At 35.8% G+C, this 13,056-nt stretch carries 10 protein-coding genes; 7 read left to right on the top strand and 3 right to left on the bottom strand.

Features of this window, described 5'->3' with window-relative positions:
• Nucleotides 1–45 precede the first annotated feature (45 nt).
• Nucleotides 46–1,638, top strand: coding sequence for a S41 family peptidase (locus tag R2Q77_RS11970; RefSeq protein WP_316803961.1), 1,593 nt, complete (start codon nt 46–48; stop codon nt 1,636–1,638).
• A gap of 72 nt (nt 1,639–1,710) precedes the next feature.
• Here the strand turns inward: R2Q77_RS11970 and R2Q77_RS11965 are convergent, their stop codons facing one another.
• Nucleotides 1,711–2,313, bottom strand: a complete 603-nt coding sequence (locus tag R2Q77_RS11965) for a hypothetical protein (protein ID WP_316803960.1) — start codon at nt 2,311–2,313, stop codon at nt 1,711–1,713.
• Nucleotides 2,314–2,368: 55 nt separating this feature from the next.
• Nucleotides 2,369–2,605, bottom strand: a complete 237-nt coding sequence (locus R2Q77_RS11960; RefSeq protein ID WP_316803959.1) for a hypothetical protein — start codon at nt 2,603–2,605, stop codon at nt 2,369–2,371.
• A 102-nt stretch (nt 2,606–2,707) separates the two neighbouring features.
• Between R2Q77_RS11960 and R2Q77_RS11955 the strand changes: the two genes are divergently transcribed.
• Nucleotides 2,708–3,190 (top strand): GNAT family N-acetyltransferase, encoded by a 483-nt coding sequence (locus tag R2Q77_RS11955; protein WP_316803958.1) that lies wholly within the window; start codon nt 2,708–2,710, stop codon nt 3,188–3,190.
• 45 nt (nt 3,191–3,235) lie between these two features.
• Here R2Q77_RS11955 and R2Q77_RS11950 read toward each other — a convergent pair whose 3' ends face one another.
• Entirely contained in the window at nt 3,236–5,644 is a 2,409-nt protein-coding gene (locus tag R2Q77_RS11950; RefSeq protein WP_316803957.1) for an outer membrane beta-barrel family protein, read from the bottom strand.
• A gap of 327 nt (nt 5,645–5,971) precedes the next feature.
• Between R2Q77_RS11950 and R2Q77_RS11945 the strand changes: the two genes are divergently transcribed.
• The 5 genes from R2Q77_RS11945 to R2Q77_RS11925 all read left to right on the top strand — a co-directional run bounded on the left by R2Q77_RS11945 (nt 5,972) and on the right by R2Q77_RS11925 (nt 12,748).
• On the top strand, nt 5,972–6,979 hold the full coding sequence (locus R2Q77_RS11945; protein ID WP_316803956.1) for a sensor histidine kinase: 1,008 nt from the start codon (nt 5,972–5,974) through the stop codon (nt 6,977–6,979).
• Between the two features lie 39 nt (nt 6,980–7,018).
• Entirely contained in the window at nt 7,019–7,744 is a 726-nt protein-coding gene (locus R2Q77_RS11940) for a LytTR family DNA-binding domain-containing protein (RefSeq protein ID WP_316803955.1), read from the top strand.
• 126 nt (nt 7,745–7,870) lie between these two features.
• Nucleotides 7,871–8,338 carry a nucleoside triphosphate pyrophosphohydrolase family protein gene (locus R2Q77_RS11935; protein WP_316803954.1) on the top strand — a complete coding sequence of 156 codons (468 nt, stop codon included), beginning with the start codon at nt 7,871–7,873 and terminating at the stop codon, nt 8,336–8,338.
• 45 nt (nt 8,339–8,383) lie between these two features.
• Nucleotides 8,384–9,253: an alpha/beta hydrolase gene (locus R2Q77_RS11930; protein ID WP_316803953.1), complete on the top strand. Its 870-nt coding sequence runs from the start codon at nt 8,384–8,386 to the stop codon at nt 9,251–9,253.
• A 105-nt stretch (nt 9,254–9,358) separates the two neighbouring features.
• Nucleotides 9,359–12,748, top strand: a complete 3,390-nt coding sequence (locus tag R2Q77_RS11925) for a DEAD/DEAH box helicase (RefSeq protein WP_316803952.1) — start codon at nt 9,359–9,361, stop codon at nt 12,746–12,748.
• Nucleotides 12,749–13,056: the final 308 nt, after the last annotated feature.

Raw genomic sequence — 13,056 nt, 5'->3', positions numbered from 1 at the left:
AGTGGATTACTACGTATATCTATAAAAAATATTCTAAACCTCTATATGAAAAACAATACAATTAATGCCTTATCCATTGCTTTAATGCTTTGTGTGGGGATATTATTTTCCTGCAAAAAAAATAAAACTACGCCCGACGATCCAACAACAGGTGGTACTGTTACGCCCTCGGGTACACGAAGTGAATTGACAAAAGATTCTATCTTTTTATATTCAAAGGAACTTTATTACTGGAATACATCATTACCAACTTACGATGCTTTTAACCCAAGGAGTTATGCATCCAATGAAACGGAATTGTATGCAATTACACAGTTTTCTAATGATCCGGCCACAGGAAAGCCCTATGAATATGTAGCCAGGTCTACCAATCCAAAATATTCATTTATTGATTATTTAAGTACTGCGGGGAAAACAGGTGCATTAAAAGCAGATATAAACACAGAAAGTGATTTTGGTTTCTCAGTTTTATACGATTTAACGGGTGCAAATTTATATGTTAAATATGTTTATGCAAATTCTTCGGCAGCCCAGCAAGGTTTAACCAGAAGCTGCAGAATTACCAGTATTAACGGGCGTACCAGTTTAGCTTATAGCGATTCAAACGTCGATTTTCTTAATGGCGCACTTTTTGGCAGCAACACCAGTATTGCCATAACTTTTACTGATTTAAACGGCGTTTCTAAAAGTGTTACAGTAACCAACAGTTCGTATACGGTAAACCCTATATTGTTTACAAATGTTTATACCGTTAATGCAAAAAAAGTGGGTTATATTGTTTTTAACAGCTTTACCAATAATCAAACCGCAGCTTTAAATACAATTTTTTCAAATTTTGCTGCACAGGGCGTAACAGAACTCATTGTAGATTTACGTTATAACGGAGGAGGTTACATCTCAACCGCTGCGCAAATTGTAAACCTGGCTGCTCCAGCTGTGGAAACAGGTAATACCATGTTTACTTATTATTACAGTTCTTACCTGCAGAATTTAACAAACGCACAGCGAAAAGCATCTGTGTTAATACACCAGCCCTTATTAGATGATAACGGGAAGTTACAAACCGGTAATTTTATAAACGGCAAATATGCCACTTACGCGGATGTTGATTATACACCTGCCGCAAGTGAAAACGTAGAGAAATTTTCGAAACAGGGTACATTAAATTTAAGCCAGATTTATTTTATAGTTACAAGTGCTACCGCTTCTGCCAGCGAGTTAACCATTAACAGTTTAAGACCAGTTATGAATGTTAAATTAATTGGGTCTACAACCTACGGAAAACCTGTTGGCTTTTTCCCGGTTAGAATCGATAAACTGGATTTATACATTCCTGAATTTGAAACTAAAAATAAGGCGGGTGTTGGGGGCTATTACTCAGGTTTAACGGTGGATAAAGTAGGTTCAGAAGACCTGACTAAATCCTGGGGAGATGAGAGTGAAACTTTATTAAGTTATGCCTTGGGTTATGCTAAAACCGGAAGTTTTCCAACCACCACAAGTAAAATTGCAAGTTTAAAAGTTGGTTCATCAGCTATAACAGAGAAATTATCTGATGATGAAGCTAAACATGTTTCGAGCAGCCTGGATGCGCACAACTTCAATGGAATGATCAGAGAATCAAAGAGAAAGCCTTAATTATATATAGCTGGTTTGATTATTTTAAACCTGAACCAAAAAGGACCATCTGTTTAGATGGCCCTTTTTGGTTTACAGTAAAATTTTACTGCTGATGTCTTTATTAATGGTAATGTAACCCGGATATTTAACCGGCGTATTTCCAAGCATAAAAGTTGGTCTGATTTTGATCGTCAGCAAGCCCAGTTTTTCATCTTTAGATGTACTTCCTCTCTTCGCGGCTTTAATAATATCATTAAACATATTTCCGTTAGAAATTAGTCCGTAAATGTTACTGTTAAGTTGTACCGGAACGGTTACCGTTTGACCTTGTGCAATACTTACGTTTTGGTTTACAATGCCTTCGGCCAAATCCGTATTGTTCACTAAAATTTTATATTCAAACTGATTAATGGCAGCTAATTTTGTAGAAGGATTCGAAATTTCGAGATTAAGGTTTGCCCTTAAAGGAATATCTTTTCTCAATAAACCCAGTGCTACTCCAGGTAAGCTCGTTAAACTAAAATCCTGCTGATCTAATAATCGTTTAATATCAGTGCCTGCAATGGAAACCTGCTGTACGCTGGTAATTTTATAAGTGCAGTCTTCCAGCGCTTTTATTTGTTGTGCCTGCCTGTTTATTCCACATCCGAACATGGAAATTGTTAAAAGGCAAAGCAATATTTTTTGTTTCATGTTAATCATAACGCCAAAATAGTAAAACTATTTCAGTTGAGCCATAAGATGTTTTTTATGGCGTAACCGTTTCAATATCCTCTCCTTTATCTTCGTCTTTTTCAGGATTCTTTGCTGCAGATTCTTCTTTAGGTTTATCGGGCTTAACCTGATCTGCTTTAGGATTAGCTTGGCCTGCATTTTTTTCGGTTTGGGGTGTAACTGTTTCAATATCTAATTGTACCTCATCAGAAGGTTTTGGATGTGCTGGGTTTTTTGGAGTTTCCTCAGTTGTTTTTTTCTCGTTTTCCATATTGTGATCTGTTTTACTCTTATTAAAGAATTTTTGACCACATTTTGTTTGAACTTTTTAATAAGCTGTACCTGAATTTTGTAACTTTACTAAAAAACAATTATGAGCATTACTTTTCGTAAAATAGAAGAAAAAGATAATAAAGCACTTGCTGGATTGATCAGAAATGTATTTGAGGAATTTAATATCGAAAAAATAGGAACGGTTTATTCTGACCCCACAACTGATCATTTATCTGAGGTATTTAAAAACCCCAAAGCTGCTTATTGGCTGGCAGAAGAGGATGGTGTTTTATTGGGTGGTTGCGGCATTTTCCCAACAGAAGGTTTACCTGATGGCTGCGTAGAACTGGTGAAATTTTACCTTTCTCCTGCTTCAAGAGGAAAGGGAATTGGTAAAAAACTGATGGAAAAAAGCATAGAATCTGCGCAACAATTGGGTTATAATGAAGTTTACCTGGAATCTTTTCCTGAACTCTCCACAGCAATTGGTTTATATGAAAAGGCCGGATTTAAAGCTTTATCCGGCCCTTTAGGTAATTCAGGTCATTTTGCTTGCAACGTTTGGATGTTATTGGTTTTATAAATAACAGCACATAAAATTGCAGTAATTCCTGGTAGAGTTGGAAACTTAATTTCCAACTCTACTTTCTTCATCGCTTGTACCTGTTTTTCTGTTGCGGGCCGTTTTAATTTTCGTATTCCCGAATTTATAGGTAAAGTTTAATGAAACTTTGCGGCTTTCCCATTCGTTTTTCCAATAAGTGTTAACGTTGTTGTATATCAGGTTAGCCCTGAATGCACTTGTTTTAAAAACATCATTTACCTTAAAAGCCAATGTTGCATTCTTTTTCCAGAAGATTTTTTTGGCGCCAATATTTACCTGATAGCTTCCTAAATTGTTAAACATGCCCGATACAGAGGGAGAGTCGTAATAGGCATATAAAGATAAACTATAGCCCTTTGGTAAAGTAAAGGTGTTATCGGTGTTTAAAAACCAACTCCATGATGAATTGTTATACCCATTTCCTTGTATTGGCGATTCTGTTTTATTGTAGGCTAAAGAAACCTCGCTACTGTTATTCCACCATTTGGTTACATCAAAAGGACTTCCTGTGGCGGCATAAAAATTTGTAGTGCTGCTTAAATTTTCAGGATGAGTAATACTTTCTTTGGTTATATCATTTTGATAGATAACTTCAGATATCGACTGGTTTCCGCGCGAATAACTTAAAGTTAACAGCCTGAAATTTTTAAATGAATAATTAATCTCGAAACTATTTGAGTAAGATGGCTGTAAAAATGGATTTCCCTGTATCGCCGTGTATGGATCGGTATAAAAAGTAAAAGGGTTTAAGCTGTTGTATGATGGGCGGTTAATACTTTTGCGGTAGGCGGCTGTTACCTGGTTGTTCGAATCTATTTTTAATAAAGCAAAAACAGATGGGAAAAGTTTCCAGTATTTGCGGTTTATCAACGTATTGGTTCCTGAAGAACTGCCGTTGCCCAAAGTTTGTTCGGCACGCAGACCTGCGTTTATTTCAAAATTTTTAAAACTTTTATTAAGCAAAATGTAACCTGCATTTATATTTTCTTTATACTGAAATTTGTTTGTTCTGCGTGGGTCGTTCATCCAGCCATTGGTTTTTAAAGAATCAAAACCAATGTCGCTTTTTGATTGCACCCAGCTGCTTTTTAATCCGGCTTCCATTTTAAAGTTTTTAGAAAAATTAAGGGTATAATCAGCCTTTATTGAATAGATGGAAACGTTGCCCATGCCATTGCTTCTCAAATCAACAGGATTTCCAATAATTTGATCGGTGGCATTTAGGTAGGTATTGGTAAAAGTTTCATTTTTTCCATTGTTGTACCTAACATAATCCGCATCAAAACCAAGCTGACCACCAACACTGTCTGTTTTTAGGCGGTAATTTAAATTCAGGGCATGGTTATTTTCTTTATTAGTTTGAGGGTTAAACATTTCTGTGCCACCAGCCTTGGTGCCTGATGGATTATAATTTACAGAAGTACTGTTAACTTTGGTATTATAAGGCCCGGTGCTGCCTTTAAGCATTATGCCAAATGTATGTTTGTTGCTTGCAAAATAATCGGCCCCTGTAGAATAATCCAGGCTGTTTGTAACCGGATGCCAGAAATTTACCTGATTATATTGTTCATCTTCAATTGTGCGCTTTAAAGTTAAGCGGTTGAAAGAATTATAATGTCCGGCATTTAAACGAACATATGTGCTTACTTTACCAATATTGTAATTGAGGTTGGTTCCACCATACACCTTTTCATATTTACCGTACCCTCCACCCAGGTTCATACTGCCATTGAATCCTTGCATGGTATTTCTTTTCAATTTAATGTTAATTACACCAGCCGTTCCAGCAGCATCCATAGAAGCTGGTGGGTTGGATATGAGTTCTATTTTACTTAATACCGTTGCGGGTAACGATTTTAAGTAAGTAGTTAGTTCTGCGCCGCTCATGTAACTCATTTTGCCATCAATCATCACATTAATCCCTCTTTTACCCTTTAATATAATGTTATCGTCTTTATCTAATCTAACCCCTGGCGCCCTGCTTAACACTTCAAGTGCATTATCGCCAGCAGTATTCATCTGCTCAACATTTACAATAACCCGATCGGCTTTTTGACTGATCACTGGCATTTTAGATGCAATCGTAATCTCTTTTAGCTGTTGGCTAATCTCCGTTAGTGCAATTGCCGGTACGTTAATATCGCTGCCTGTAATTTCGAAAGCTGGTGTTTGATTTTTCTGATAACCTACTGTAAGTGCTTTAATTAAATACTTTCCGGCCTTAGCCTTAAATTCATAGGTTCCATTCTCGCCGGTTGCCCTTAAATTAATCACGGCAGAATCTGGCAGATGAATAAGGGATACCGATGCATAACTTAATGCTTTTTTATTTTGATCGGTTACGCTGCCGCTCACTTTAATGGTTTGTGCCCTCGCAATTTGCAGGCAAAACATCAGGGTAATTGAGAAACTTAATTTTAGTAGAATTTTCATTATGTCTGGTTATTGATATTAGATAATCTTATTTAGATACTTGTTTTTGCGTCTGTGCTTTTAATGGAATTATAAGCTTTAATGGAGTAAGAGTTAATGGGAAAGGTTTCATAATTGAATTCATAATATTGTTTTTGATTATGATTCAAAGGTGCAGGCTTGGCACAAGCCCGGGAATTAAATAATCTCAACCCCTCAAAATATTATCCCAAACCTTAATTGAGGTTAATTTTGGGTTCGAATAGAAAAAACGGGTGTTGGGATAATTTTTTACAAGTTTGGAATAAGAAAATAGGTAGTTGAAAAAGCTTTTGATAGTTTTAGACCATGAAAAAAACACGCATTGTTTTAATCCACATCATTTGCTGGGTACTTGTATTAGGATACTTCTATGGCTCCGATATTATCAACGGAGTTCCATTTAAGCAGGCTATATTTAGTTACTCGATGAATTTTACTCAGATAGCAGAATTTTACATCTGTTTCCTTTGGGTATACCCAAAATTTTTAAAACGTGGAAAAAGCCTGCAACTCATAGGAGGCATTTTGTTAGCCATATGTATATTTATCGCAATGCGCTACCTTATTGAGGAGGTTTTGTTCTTAAAATGGTTTAATAGGCATAACTATTCTGATGATACGCCCATATGGTACTACATAACTGATAATATTTATTTCAGTTTAGCTTTTATTGTAGTGCCAGCGGCTATATATGGAGCAAAATTAAGTTTCGAAACTGAGCGTACTAATCTAAAGCTCAAGGATGAAGTGGTAAAATCAGAGCTGGCCTTTTTAAAATCGCAAATTAACCCACATTTTCTATACAATACCTTAAATTATGTGTATTCGCTCGCCATTCCAGTTTCTGATAAGCTGGCAAATGCAGTGCTTCGTCTTTCTGATTTAATGCGGTACACGTTAACTGAAAGTCCTGACGGGCAAGTAAGACTTGATAAAGAAGTAGATTACCTGGAAAGCTATATTGAACTTTTTAAAATGCGCTTTGAACCAAAATTTTTTGTTGAATTTAATACTGAAGGTGTTTCTGATCAGAAAGTGGCTGCTTTGGTGCTAATTCCTTTTGTTGAAAATGCTTTTAAACACGGTATTGTGAATGACCAGGCACAACCTGTGCGCATTAATTTAAAAGTTCAGAATAAAAGATTAAGCTTTGAGGTGAGCAATAAAATCAGTCATGCCCAAAAAGATCACTCCAGTGGCGTAGGTTTAGTTAATATTCACAGGCGACTGGATTTAATTTACCCTGAAAAACACGAGTTGTTAATTTCTAACAATGGCAACACGTATAAAACAACGTTAATTATAAATCTATAATTCTTTTCTCTTAGTTTTGAATAACCTAAATTCCAAAATATGATCCGCTGCCTTGCCGTTGATGATGAATCTTATGCGTCAGATATTATCGCTTCCTTTATCCATAAAACGCCATTTTTGGAGCTCGTTGGAACAACAACAAGTCCTTTTGAAGCTTTAAACCTGGTTCAGGAAGGGAAAATTGATTTGGTGTTTCTGGATATTCAGATGCCCGAATTAACAGGAATCCAGTTTCTTAAAATTTGCGGAGGGAAGTGCAAAGTAATACTTACAACGGCTTATCCTGAGTACGCTTTGGAAGGTTTTGATTTAGATGTGGTGGATTATTTGCTTAAACCAATTTCTTATGAACGTTTTTATAAGGCAGCCTCAAAAGCGCAGCAAATATTAGAGCCTGTTGTATCTCCTCAAGCCGGGAACGTAAGCACGGCAACTGCTCAAACAAATGATTTTATTTTTATTAAAGGGGATACCAAGAATAAGTTTATCAAAGTTAATTACGATGAGATTTTATACATTGAAGGGCTAAAGAATTACGTTTCTGTTTATACTGCAAACCAACGGATAGTAACCTACCAGGCTTTACGCGAACTTGAAATTCAACTGCCTCAGCCTCCTTTTTACCGTATTCATAAATCTTACATTGTTTCTATCGAAAAAATTAGAATGATTGATGGAAATACGGTTTTTATAAACGATCAGGCAATTCCGGTTGGAGAAACTTACAAAGAAGATTTTTTTAAAATCATAAGAGAGAATAAATAAATCAGGCTATTTTTTAACGACCATAAATTTTTATATGAATGTCGTTTATGTCTTGTGTGCATAAATTAACGAAATTATTTACTTTGATTTTTTTAAGTTTGCCAACAATAAAATCAAACATTTGTTATGCAAGAAACGAATTCATTAAACCAGGTTGCTGAATTTCATACAACCTTTAAACATCCAATATTAACTAATCCGGTAATCCCTTCAAAACAAAGAGCTAATCTTCGTATTTCTCTTTTAGCTGAAGAATTAAAAGAATTGCAGGAAGCCGTAGAAAATGATGATTTGGTTGAAGTAGCAGATGCTTTGTGCGATTTACAGTACGTTTTGGCTGGCGCTATCCACGAATTTGGATTAGGGGGCAAGTTTAAAACATTGTTTGATGAGGTTCACCGTTCAAATATGAGTAAAGCTTGTAAAACAGTTGAAGAAGCAGAGCAAACCATCCAGTTTTATATGGATAAAGACCAAACGGAATCTTATTATAAAGAAATAGACGGATTGTTTTTAGTTTTCAGAACATCAGACGATAAGACACTGAAATCAATAAACTATTCTCCCGCAGATTTAAAGGGCTTATTGGTTTAACATTTTAATTGAATATTTAAACTTGTATTAATTTATCCGGATCGGTTGAAAAAGTTAAAGCAAATCGTAGCAGATATAAATCATGCTCACCTGCAAAATATCAATGCGGATAAATTAATTCGGAGTTTTGTTTTCTATGCCCCAAAAATGCCTTTAAGGTTGCATCAGCAAAACTTATTGGATGAAGCTAAGAAATTTAGCCTCGAAGTGTACGATACTTATTTTACCCAAACCAATTTAACCATAAATTGCTTTAGTTGGGGAGAAGGAGAGAATAAAGTATTGTTAACCCATGGATGGGCATCAAAAGCAGCAGATTTTTTTGAACTGATTACGGAATTAAGAAAGATTGATGATGTGGAAATCATCACTTTTGATGCGCCCGGCAATGGAAGTTCCGTTTCTGAATTTTCTAATTTAATGTTGTACGCCAAATCAGTTGAGGCAATAGTAAAAAACTATGCCCAACCTGATATTATAATCGGCCATTCTCTTGGCGGAATGGCAAATGTTTTAGCCATCCAGGAAACCGGAATTAAACCCAAGCTTTTAATCAGTATTGCGCCATTAATCAGGTTGAAAGAAAACTTTGAACAAAGCTTAAATTCTATAAATATTGAGCAAAACGTTCAGAAAATATTTTTTCAAAACTTTAGTAACGAATTTCCGGTTTCAGCAGATTATTTTAACCTGGTTGATTTATACCATTCGGACAAAAACCCGAATCATTTCTTGGCATTTGATCCTGAAGACCACATTTCGCCCTTGCCGTACCTGCAAGAGTTTTTAGATGCAAATGCAACAATACAATCCCGTTCGTACGAGAACATAGGGCATTATAAAATTTTAAAGTCGCCAGCGGTAATTGATGATATTGTTGAAAAGATTAAACAGAATCTCGCCTTAAACAAATAATCCGGTAGAGTACTAAGACTTAAATAATGTCCAAAAAAACTGCCACTAAAAATCTTATTAATTTTTATAAATCCTTACTTTTATTCCCTAAATAATTTAGCATAAATGCAGGGACAGTTTGCCGAAAATCAACCAACAGAAGGAAATCCTTACGATTATATTTTAAAGGATTTTAACCTGAAGGATTTGAGCAACCTGTATATTTTAAAACACCTTAACCAACAAATTTATACTGATTTAAAAGGTTTTTATAATCTTTTTCCGGTGCAGATAGAAATAGATTTTGGTGCCTTTAGTCACGACACATCAGCTTTACCATTTCCAATTGTTCAGGTTCAGCAAAGTGAAAATCATGTTAAACTTTCCTGCAGGTGTACTGCACCAAAAAATAAACTTTGCGAACACCAGGCACAGGTTTTGTATAATATTTTAAAGCGCCCCGAACTGCAGATTTTTTTTGATGAAAATTTTAGAACAGAAAAAATAAGAAAAGTTGCTGCCGATTATGGTTTAGAGCATGAAACAGAACTGGATACTCTTTTTAAGGTTAATTACAAGGATGGGCTTGCTGTAATTAAACCCATAATGGATGCCCTCCAACCTTTCGATAAGGAATCACAACAAATACTTTCATCAATTTTATTGCCGCAAACAAAAGCTAAAAAGACGGCAAAAAGTGATCACGCGGAGCAGCTTAAAATGATTGTGGTTTTAGGTTATCATCGTTATTATAATAACCTTACTGTTGAGTTATATCAAGCTGAAACAACTAAAACTGGGAAGGTTAAAAATCCTTTAAATAATGTTCATCCTTCTACTTTGGTATTCAAAACTAATGAGCGCGATGAATTGAAATTTTATAGCGGCGTAACTAAGTTTCAGCAAAATTATAATGCCGAACAAAGCGAGGCTGAGCTTGATGCTTTAAAAGCCATTGTTAAAAACCCATTAAACCTTTCAATTTACCTGCACGATGCAAAGAAATCTGCCAATGTTCAGGCATCGTCTATCATTCCCGTACAAATTAAAGTACTGGATACCGATTTAAGATTGTCGGTAGCCCAAAAAGGAGATTATTTCGACATTAGCGGGCGGTTAATGATTGAAGGAAATACTTATGGACTGGATAATTTAGTAGTTAAGCATGATTATTTTGTACAATTAAAAGATACACTTTACTTTATAAACCGGGCAGATTTTGTAAGGGTTATTGGTTTCTTTAAGAAGCAAAGCAACCGTTTGGTTTTGCATAAAACCAAATATACCGAATTCCAGAAAAATATCCTTATCCAGCTGGAGGGAAGCATTCATGTAGATTATTCTTATCTGAAACCGGCTACAAAAAGCCAGATTGAAGAAAAAGGTTTTGATTTGGAGAATGAGCAACTGGTTTACCTGTCCGAATCTGAAGATTATATCCTCATTACGCCTGTCATGCGTTATGGCAACATCGAAATTCCGGTATTATCTAAAAAACAAATTCAGGCGCAGGATAAATTAGGGAATCTTTTTACGCTGCATCGCGAGGAAGAAAAGGAATTGCAGTTTATAGCCAGTATTTTAAAACAGCATCCACATTTTTACGATCAGGAAACCAATGATTCTTTTTACCTGCACCGGAAACGATTTTTGGAAGAAGGTTGGTTTTTAGACGCATTTGAAACCTGGAGGACAAAAGATATTCATATTTTAGGGTTTAATCAACTTAAAAATAATAAGCTTAATCCACATAAGGCTGAAATTAATATAGAGGTTTTAAGTGGAACGGATTGGTTCGAAACCAAGGTAAAAGTAAAGTTTGGTAAACAGCGTGTTTCCTTAAAACACTTGCATAAATCTATTCGCAATAAAAATAAATTTGTAACGCTTGATGACGGCACGCAAGGTATTTTGCCTGCCGAGTGGATAGAGAAATTTATCGGGTATTTTAGTGCCGGCGAAATTGTTGAAGAGAGTTTACTTACGCATAAAATTAAATATGCATCTATAAACGAGCTTTACGAAGATGCGCTGCTGAATAATGAGGTGCAGAAGGAATTACAGGTTTTTAAAAAGAAATTTGAAGGACCGGATTCTATTCAGGAAGTTGAATTGCCAAAAGGTTTAAATGCTGAATTAAGGCATTACCAAAAAGATGGGCTAAACTGGCTTAATTTTCTGGATGATTTTAATTTTGGCGCCTGCTTGGCTGACGATATGGGATTAGGTAAAACCATACAGATTTTAGCTTTTATTTTAACGCAGCGGAAAAAGGTTAAACACAATGTAAATTTAGTTGTTGTTCCGGCATCACTAATCTTTAACTGGAAGGCTGAAGTAGAAAAATTTGCACCATCAATCAAGATTAAAACCATTTATGGTGCCGATCGCGCAAAAAGTACGGCAGGTTTTGTGCATTATGAAATTATCTTAACTTCTTATGGTACATTGTTATCAGACATTCGCTTTTTAAAGGATTATCGTTTCAACTATATTTTTCTTGATGAATCTCAGAACATTAAAAACCCTGAGTCGCAACGATATAAAACCGTTAGGATGTTGCAGGCCCGTAACCGCGTAGCCATTACCGGTACACCTGTAGAAAATAATACCTTTGATTTATACGGACAACTGTCCTTTACCTGTCCGGGTTTATTTGGTAGTAAACAACAATTTGCCGATCTGTATTCTACACCAATTGATCAGTTTAAAGACAGTAAACGGGCTTTGGAACTTCAAAGAAAAATTAAGCCATTTATTTTAAGGCGGACTAAAGAACAGGTTGCGAAAGAGCTTCCTGATAAAACAGAAATTGTTCTTTATTGCGAGATGGGAGATGAGCAGCGTGAGGTTTACGAAGCAAATAAGAAAGAAATCCAGGATTACATTTTAGGCAAATCGGAAGATGAATTGCCTAAAAGCTCCATGCATGTTTTGAAAAGTATTACCCGGTTGAGGCAAATTTGTAATTCTGCCGCTCTACTGGCCGATGGTAAATCTTATTTGCAGGCTTCATCGAAGATTGAGGTTTTGATGGAGCAATTGGAGCGTAAAGTTGGCAATCATAAAATATTGGTCTTCTCTCAGTTTGTAACCATGCTTGATTTAATTAAAAAAGCACTGGAAAGCCGTGGAATCAGGTATGAGTATTTAAGTGGACAAACGAAAAAAAGAGGTGAGGTGGTAACGTCCTTTCAGCGTAATGCTGATATTCCTGTTTTTCTTATCAGCTTAAAAGCAGGTGGAATTGGGCTTAATTTAACCGAAGCAGATTACGTTTACCTGGTCGATCCATGGTGGAACCCTGCTGTAGAAAACCAGGCTATCGATAGGGCTTACCGGATTGGGCAGCATAAAAATGTAATGGCTGTTCGGTTAATCTGTCCCGATACGATTGAGGAAAAAATTATGAAGTTACAGGCCACTAAAAAAGATCTGGTAAAAGATTTAATTCAAACAGACGGAAGTTTATTTAAGAGTCTGACTAAGAAAGAATTATTGGGTCTCCTTGATTAGCATGGCAAGGCGTTTTATTTGTCATCCTGAGGCATAAAGGATCTCAGGAAATAATCTTGCTGTATTAAATTATAGGTTTTATCCTGGTTATTACTAATCGGAGCAGATGCTTCGTGCCTCAGCATGACAAGGCGTTTTATTTGTCATTCTGAGGCACGAAGGATCTCAGGAAATAATCTTGTTTTATTAAATTATAGGTTTTATCCTGGTTATTACTACTCGGAACAGATGCTTCGTTCCTCAGCATGACAAGGCGTTTTATTTGTCATCCTGAGGCACAAAGGATCTCAAAGAATAATACTATTTTT

Origin of the sequence: Pedobacter nototheniae, from assembly GCF_032678625.1 — a bacterium.
GTDB classification, from domain to species: Bacteria; Bacteroidota; Bacteroidia; order Sphingobacteriales; family Sphingobacteriaceae; genus Pedobacter; species Pedobacter nototheniae_A.
The sequence above is the reverse complement of the archived record's forward strand: the minus strand, read 5'-3'. Positions and strand labels throughout refer to the sequence as shown.

Bases quoted from the DNA above. Each gene is read 5' to 3' on its own strand.
- R2Q77_RS11970 (WP_316803961.1), top strand. From the start codon at position 46: ATGAAAAACAATACAATTAATGCCTTATCCATTGCTTTAATGCTTTGT.
- R2Q77_RS11965 (WP_316803960.1), bottom strand. From the start codon at position 2,313: ATGAAACAAAAAATATTGCTTTGCCTTTTAACAATTTCCATGTTCGGA.
- R2Q77_RS11960 (WP_316803959.1), bottom strand. From the start codon at position 2,605: ATGGAAAACGAGAAAAAAACAACTGAGGAAACTCCAAAAAACCCAGCA.
- R2Q77_RS11955 (WP_316803958.1), top strand. From the start codon at position 2,708: ATGAGCATTACTTTTCGTAAAATAGAAGAAAAAGATAATAAAGCACTT.
- R2Q77_RS11950 (WP_316803957.1), bottom strand. From the start codon at position 5,644: ATGAAAATTCTACTAAAATTAAGTTTCTCAATTACCCTGATGTTTTGC.
- R2Q77_RS11945 (WP_316803956.1), top strand. From the start codon at position 5,972: ATGAAAAAAACACGCATTGTTTTAATCCACATCATTTGCTGGGTACTT.
- R2Q77_RS11940 (WP_316803955.1), top strand. From the start codon at position 7,019: ATGATCCGCTGCCTTGCCGTTGATGATGAATCTTATGCGTCAGATATT.
- R2Q77_RS11935 (WP_316803954.1), top strand. From the start codon at position 7,871: ATGCAAGAAACGAATTCATTAAACCAGGTTGCTGAATTTCATACAACC.
- R2Q77_RS11925 (WP_316803952.1), top strand. From the start codon at position 9,359: ATGCAGGGACAGTTTGCCGAAAATCAACCAACAGAAGGAAATCCTTAC.